Genomic DNA, 6,293 nt, shown 5'->3' on the forward strand with positions numbered 1-6,293 from the left:
GCGCGTCCGCCGCCAAACGTTGACAGCGCGAATCGCTTGGCGGAAGCTGGCCGCTTCACCCAGAGAGGGAGGTGCGGCATGGCCGGCAAGAAAGAGAAGAAGGCGAAGAAGGCGAAGAAGGACGACAAGAAGACGTCGTTCCTGCCCAAGGTGATCGACGGCATCAAGCTGCCCAAGGATGCCCGCCGCCAGCTCACCGCCCTCGCCAAGCATCCGGTCATCGCCGATCTGCTCGCCTCCGGCCTGGTCGCGCTCGCCCAACGGATCAAGGGCGACGGCGGCAAGGCCGAGACCCCAGCCGAACCGGCGCCCGCCCCAGACGCCACGCCCGCACCGGCTGCGGCCGAAGCGGCGGCAACCCCCGCCAAGCCGGCCGTGAAGCGCATCCGCAAGCCCGCCGCCGCGCCCGAGGCTGCCGCCGCCGGCAAGCCCGCGCCGGTACGTCGCCCCCGCAAGCCCGCTGCCGTCGAGAAGGCCGCGGCCACGCCCGCGGCGCCCGTCGCCACCGAGGCGGCGCCCGCCAAGCCCGCCAAGGCACCGCCGCCGCGGCGTACCCGCAAGAAGGCAGACACCACCACCAAGCCGCGCACCCGCCGCACGCCGCCCAAGACGGAGAGCTGATCGCCTGATTGCCGGGACACCGGGACACGGCAGAACAACCAAGCGCTAGACGCACTGTGCCGTTCTTATGGTTCTTCCGGGTGGCGCCGGTGCTGCCCTTCGCCTCGCAGATGACGCTGGCGACGATTCCCTTGTGGCGGCTGCTGCTCCAGCGGATCGCCCCGCTGCGGGGGTGACCCGCGCCGCCTTGCCACATCGTCATCCCGGCGAAAGCCGGGATCCATTGGGGTCTCCGTGTGGGCTCCAGCTACTAACGAGTGGCGAATGGATTCCGGCTTTCGCCGGAATGACGGAAAGGGGTTTTCCGAAATTCCCATAGAAAACGGGCCCCGCCATGCGGCGAGGCCCGTCTCGCTGGTTAGCCGCCGCGATCAGCGGCGGCGGTTGTTGCGATCGTGCTTTTCGTAGCGGATCTTGGCCGACAGCGCGTCGTAGCGGCGGTCGAGATCGCGGCGCTCCTGCAGGGTCAGGCCGGGGCGCGAGGCGCGATAGCGGGCCTCGAGGCGCACCAGGCCGCGATACTCGTTGCGGATCTGCGTCGCCTCGCGGCGGCTCAGCGAACCCGAGCGGATGCCCTGGTTGATGCGCTGCTCGATGCGATCCTGACGGGCGTTGATGGCCTGCCAGCCCGGCTGCGCCGATGCAGGAACGGCAGCGGTGGCGACACCAAGGCCTGCGATCAGCAGCATGAACTTCTTCATCGGATACTCCTCACTTCGACGAGACCGCCCCTGCGGTCGAGAGCCGTTGTGGAACGCCGATGTCGCGATTTTGTCCCACCCCCTGCGGTTTTGCGTCACCAATTGTCGCAAGCCTGCGACCTTCGTTCAGGTTCAGGCGGCGAGCAGCCGTTCCGCCTGGGCCCGCGCCTCGGGGGTAATCTCGGCGCCCGAGAGCATCCGCGCGATTTCCTCGCGCCGCTGCTCGGGGCTCAGCGGGGTGACGCCGGTGCGGGTGACGATGCCGTCGTGGCGCTTGGCGATCAGCAGATGCCGCGCCCCGCGTGCCGCGACCTGCGGGCTGTGCGTCACCACCAGCAGCTGCGAGCCCTGGGCCAGCCGCGCCAGCCGCTCGCCGATCGCATCGGCGACCGCGCCGCCAACGCCGCGATCGATCTCGTCGAAGATCAGCGTCCGCGCCCCGCCTTCCTCCGCCAGCGCCACCTTCATCGCGAGGATGAAGCGCGAGAGTTCGCCGCCGCTGGCGATCTTCATCAGCGGGGCGAAGGGCGCGCCGGGGTTGGTCGAGACCTCGAACTCCACCCGGTCCATGCCGGCGGCGCTCCACTGGTGCTCGTCGAGCGGCTCGACCATGGTGCGGAAGCGTGCTGCATCGAGCTTGAGCGGCTTGAGCTCGGCCGCCACCGCCGCATCGAGCCGCGCCGCCGCCATGGTGCGCATCGCGGAGAGCGTCTGCGCCGCCTCGCGATAGCTGGCATGGGCCGCCGCCGCCGCCTTCTCCAGCCTGGCGATGCCCGCGCCGCCGCTGCTCAGCCGTTCCATCCGGCCGGACAGCTCGGCGAGCAGCGCGGGAAGGTCGTCCGGCTGTACGCGATGCTTGCGGGCGACGGCGCGGAGCTCGAACAGCCGCGCCTCGTCGGCCTCCAGCGCGGCGGGATCGAAGGCCAGCGCCTCGGCCGCGGCATCGACCTGTGCCTGCGCCTCGCTGCCTTCGGTGATCGCGCGATCGATCGCCGCCAGCGCCTCCGCCAGCGCTTCGTGATCGTCGGACACACGCTCCAGTATCCGCGCCGCCTGCCGCAGCCGCGCCAGCCCGCCGTCGGAGCCTTCGAGCAGATCGGCGATGCCCTGCAGATCCGTCGCGATCTTCTCGCCCCGCTGCATCGACGCACGGCGCTCGGCGAGCCGCTCCTCCTCGCCTTCCTCGGGCGCGAGCGCGGCGAGTTCGGTGACGGCATGCTCCAGCCATTCGCGGTCGCGCTCGGCACTGTCTTGCTCGGCCCGCGCCACCGCCAGCGCATCCTCGGCCGCGCGCCAGGCGCGGTGCGCGATCGCCACCGGGCCTGTGTCGCAGCGCCCGAAGGAATCGAGCAGCAGCCGGTGCCCGCGCGGGTTGAGCAACCCGCGGTCGTCATGCTGGCCGTGAATTTCGACCAGGTGCGGCGCCAGCTCTCGAAGGAAGCCCGCGGACGCAGGCTGGTCGTTGACGAACGCGCGGCTGCCGCCATCGGCCTTGACCAGCCGGCGGACGAGCAGCGGCTCGCCCGGCTCCAGCTCCATGCCGTTCTGCGCGAAGAGATTGGCGATCGCGCCATCGACGGCGGGCGGCACGAAGCTCGCCACTACCACCGCCTGCGCGGCGCCATTGCGGACCAGCCCGCTATCGGCGCGCGCGCCCAGCGCCAGCCCCAGCGCATCGAGCAGGATCGACTTGCCCGCCCCGGTCTCGCCGGTCAGCACGCCGAGCCCTTCGCCGAACTCCAGGTCCAGCGCCTCGATCAGCACCACGTCGCGAATGGATAGCGCGGTCAGCATCGGGGCCTCCTATCGCAGGAACAGGAGAAGAACGAAAGTGCTTTTAGCTCGCGGGCTTGGGCGGCGGGCCAGCCTTGGCGGCAGCCGCCACCTTGTCCTGGTTTTCCTGCATCAGCTCGTAGGCATGCTTGTACCAGTCGGTGCCCGGATAATTGGCGCCGAGCACCGCGGCGGCCTTGTTGGCCTCCTCCGGCACGCCCATCGCCAGATAGCTCTCGGTCAGGCGCATCAGCGATTCGGGGACGTGGGTGGTCATCTGGTAATTGTCGACCACGTTGCGGAAACGCAGCGCCGCCGCCAGCCACTGGCCGCGCTTCTCGTAGAAGCGGCCGATTTCCATTTCCTTGCCGGCGAGGTGATCGCGGACCAGGTCGAGCTTCAGTCGGGCGTCGGCGGCGTATTTCGAGTTCGGATAGCGGCGAATCAGCTCGCCGAGCGAATCGAGCGCCTGCTGGGTGATCTTCTGGTCGCGGGTGACGTCGCTGATCTGCTCGTAATAGGAGATGCCGACCAGATAATAGGCATAGGGCGCATCGCGGTTGCCGGGGTGGACCGCCAGGAAGCGCTGCGCCGACGAGATCGCCTGCGCATAGTCCCGGTTCAGATAATAGCTGAACGCACCCATCAGCTGCGCACGCCGCGCCCACACCGAATAGGGATGCTGGCGCTCGACTTCGTCGAACAGCGCGGCGGCAAGCTTGTACTGGTGCTGGTCCAGCTTCTGCTTGGCCGTGCTGTACAGGGTGCCGACGTCGCGGGCGACATAGGGAAGATCCTTCACCCCGCCGCGCTTGGCGCAGCCGGCGACGGAAAGGGCGAACACCGGAAGGAGCGCGAACGCAAGCGCGCGAGGCAGAGGACTACGCATATGGCGGGGTTCTTAGACCGGGGCCGTGGCTGCAAACAATCCTTTTCGGGGCGGGATTGCGGCGGAACCTGCTTCGGGCCACATGCGCTGGCATTTCCGTACCGTCATCGAAGGGGATCTTCCGTGCCCGCCACGCTTCTCGCCACCCACCGCGTCGAAAAACCCTGGGGCCGCCACACGCTGTATCCGGGCTTTGCCGATCCCGCCAAGGACGGCGATCCGGTCGGCGAGGTCTGGTTCCAGACGCCGGGCGACAGCACCCCGGACCTGCTGATCAAGTATCTGTTCACCAGCGAGAAATTGTCGGTGCAGGTCCACCCGAACGACGAGCAGGCGCACGCCGCCGGGCTGCCGCGCGGCAAGGACGAATGCTGGGTGATCCTCGACGCACAGCCCGATTCGACGATCGCGCTGGGCACCAAGCAGCCCTATACCCGCGAGGAACTGCGCGCCGGGGCGCTCGACGGCTCGATCGAGCACATGCTCGACTGGAAGCCAGTCAAGGCCGGCGACTTTTTCTACTCGGCCTCGGGCACGGTGCACGCGATCGGCGCGGGAATCACCCTGATCGAGGTCCAGCAGAACAGCGAGACCACCTATCGCCTCTATGATTATGGCCGCCCGCGCGAGCTGCACCTCGACGCAGGCATCGCGGTGTCCGAGCCGGTGCCCTTCGTCCCGCACCCGATGCCGGGCGCGGTCGCGCCCAACCGCACCATCCTGGTCGAAGGCCCCAAGTTCGTGCTCGAGCGCTGGGAAGGCGGGCATCGCCGCTTCGACCTGCCGGAAGGCATCACCGGCTGGCTGATCCCGGTAAAGGGCGAAGGCGTGGTCGACGGCGTCGCCTTCAAGGCGGGCGAATGCCTGACACTCGAAGGCCATGTCGAACTCGAGGCTGGTGTGGGCAGCGACCTGCTGTTCGCCTATCCCGGCGACGCACGTGTCCCGTCGATGGACGCCGAATGAACCGAACGTAGTTTCATATTCACGCAACCTGCCGTCGCGCCGGCACGTTCGGCACGCATCGATAACGACAAGGAAATGTCACGATGCGCATGTTGTTCGTTGCCGCTGCGGCGGCGCTGACGGTAACCGCGGTGCCCGCCATGGCGCAGGGCCCCCGCGAGCGCGATGCACGCCAGGATTGCCGCCGCGATCTGCGGCACGCGGATAGCCGCGGCGAATATCGCCGCGAGCTGCGCGACTGCCGCCAGGACATCCGTCAGGCTTCGCGCGCCGACAACCGCCAGTGGCAGCGCGATTGGCGCCGCTATCGCAACTACGACTATAACCGCCTGCCCGCGGGCGAGCGCCGCTATTATGCCGACCGCTATTATCGCGACGGCCGCTATTATCAGGAGCGCCGCCTGACCCGGAACGACCGCATCTACCGCGGCAACGATGGCCGCTATTACTGCCGCCGCAACGACGGCACGACCGGCCTGATCGTGGGCGGCATCGCCGGCGGCCTGCTGGGCAACGCGCTATCCTCGGGCGGCAATGCGACGCTCGGCACGCTGCTCGGCGCAGCGGCGGGCGGCGCGCTCGGCCGCTCGGTGGACCGCGGCAACATCCGCTGCCGCTGAGGTCGGACGGCCTGCACGAAGGGGGCCCGGTTCGCCGGGCCCTTTTTGTTTGTGCGCGATCGACGCGCGTCAGAAAGATCGAAGCGCGTCAGGATGGACGCGCCCTTCCAATCAAACCGTCATTCCGGCGAAAGCCGGAATCCATTGGCACGCCGTCGCGGCAAGAGCGGGTGCATAGAGGCAAATGGATCCCGGCTTCCGCCGGGATGACGGCGTGTGGGTCAGCAGATCGACCCGCCGCGGGCAGCGATTAGATGAACCCGCCGGTCAGCATCAGCCGCACCCCGCTGATGATCAGGATCAGCAGATTGATATTCCGCCCCGCCGTCCCGCGCGATAGCATCCCCACCACCGTGCCGGCAACCGCGATCGGGAAGGCGATCCAGTTGACCAGCGGCACGAAGGGGAACGGGATGATCCCCACCAGCGCAAAGGGCAGCGCCACCAGCCCGATCAGCAGCGAAAGTGCGTTCAGCATGAGGGCGGATGTGGGATGACCGAGGTGTGTTATCAAGGTAGAACGCATTTAGATATTTGCATGCGGGTGTAATCGCGATCTGCGTCGGGAGAGACAGGCCGTTCGTCCGCTATCGCCCGATTGTGTTGAAAAAGGCGGCTTCGAGCGCCGTTTGGCATAATGGCTGAGCGCCGCTGACGAGCAAGCCCGGCGCTTACTGCGCTCCGGCTATGGCCGGCATCGGGATAAGCTTGGCGAGCTTTCGT

7 protein-coding genes are annotated in these 6,293 nt (G+C 68.2%); 3 read left to right on the plus strand and 4 right to left on the minus strand.

The window, feature by feature from the left end; genetic code table 11:
* Window positions 1-78: 78 nt before the first annotated feature.
* Complete coding sequence (locus CA234_RS18025; protein WP_126002395.1) at window positions 79-621, plus strand: hypothetical protein; 543 nt, start codon at window positions 79-81, stop codon at window positions 619-621.
* A 371-nt stretch (window positions 622-992) separates the two neighbouring features.
* Here the strand turns inward: CA234_RS18025 and CA234_RS18030 are convergent, their stop codons facing one another.
* The 3 genes from CA234_RS18030 to CA234_RS18040 form a co-directional block, all read right to left on the minus strand.
* Window positions 993-1,322, minus strand: a complete 330-nt coding sequence (locus CA234_RS18030) for a hypothetical protein (RefSeq protein WP_125974009.1) — start codon at window positions 1,320-1,322, stop codon at window positions 993-995.
* A 132-nt stretch (window positions 1,323-1,454) separates the two neighbouring features.
* Entirely contained in the window at window positions 1,455-3,116 is a 1,662-nt protein-coding gene (recN, locus tag CA234_RS18035; RefSeq protein WP_126002396.1) for a DNA repair protein RecN, read from the minus strand.
* A 43-nt stretch (window positions 3,117-3,159) separates the two neighbouring features.
* The gene (locus CA234_RS18040; RefSeq protein WP_125974013.1) at window positions 3,160-3,984 is read right to left on the minus strand and encodes an outer membrane protein assembly factor BamD; all 825 of its coding nucleotides are present in this window, start codon (window positions 3,982-3,984) and stop codon (window positions 3,160-3,162) included.
* 123 nt (window positions 3,985-4,107) lie between these two features.
* Here CA234_RS18040 and CA234_RS18045 point away from each other — a divergent pair, with 123 nt between their 5' ends.
* Both CA234_RS18045 and CA234_RS18050 read left to right on the plus strand, forming a co-directional pair.
* Window positions 4,108-4,950, plus strand: coding sequence for a class I mannose-6-phosphate isomerase (locus CA234_RS18045; RefSeq protein WP_126002397.1), 843 nt, complete (start codon window positions 4,108-4,110; stop codon window positions 4,948-4,950).
* 83 nt (window positions 4,951-5,033) lie between these two features.
* Window positions 5,034-5,570, plus strand: a complete 537-nt coding sequence (locus tag CA234_RS18050; protein WP_126002398.1) for a glycine zipper 2TM domain-containing protein — start codon at window positions 5,034-5,036, stop codon at window positions 5,568-5,570.
* A gap of 250 nt (window positions 5,571-5,820) precedes the next feature.
* On the opposite strand, the gene CA234_RS18055 is transcribed toward CA234_RS18050, so the two are convergent.
* Complete coding sequence (locus CA234_RS18055; protein ID WP_125974019.1) at window positions 5,821-6,048, minus strand: hypothetical protein; 228 nt, start codon at window positions 6,046-6,048, stop codon at window positions 5,821-5,823.
* Window positions 6,049-6,293: the final 245 nt, after the last annotated feature.

Origin of the sequence: Sphingomonas sp. ABOLE, assembly GCF_003950455.1 — a bacterium.
GTDB classification, from domain to species: domain Bacteria; phylum Pseudomonadota; class Alphaproteobacteria; order Sphingomonadales; family Sphingomonadaceae; genus Sphingomonas; species Sphingomonas trueperi.

Bases quoted from the DNA above. Each gene is read 5' to 3' on its own strand.
- CA234_RS18025 (WP_126002395.1), top strand. From the start codon at position 79: ATGGCCGGCAAGAAAGAGAAGAAGGCGAAGAAGGCGAAGAAGGACGAC.
- CA234_RS18030 (WP_125974009.1), bottom strand. From the start codon at position 1,322: ATGAAGAAGTTCATGCTGCTGATCGCAGGCCTTGGTGTCGCCACCGCT.
- recN (WP_126002396.1), bottom strand. From the start codon at position 3,116: ATGCTGACCGCGCTATCCATTCGCGACGTGGTGCTGATCGAGGCGCTG.
- CA234_RS18040 (WP_125974013.1), bottom strand. From the start codon at position 3,984: ATGCGTAGTCCTCTGCCTCGCGCGCTTGCGTTCGCGCTCCTTCCGGTG.
- CA234_RS18050 (WP_126002398.1), top strand. From the start codon at position 5,034: ATGCGCATGTTGTTCGTTGCCGCTGCGGCGGCGCTGACGGTAACCGCG.
- CA234_RS18055 (WP_125974019.1), bottom strand. From the start codon at position 6,048: ATGCTGAACGCACTTTCGCTGCTGATCGGGCTGGTGGCGCTGCCCTTT.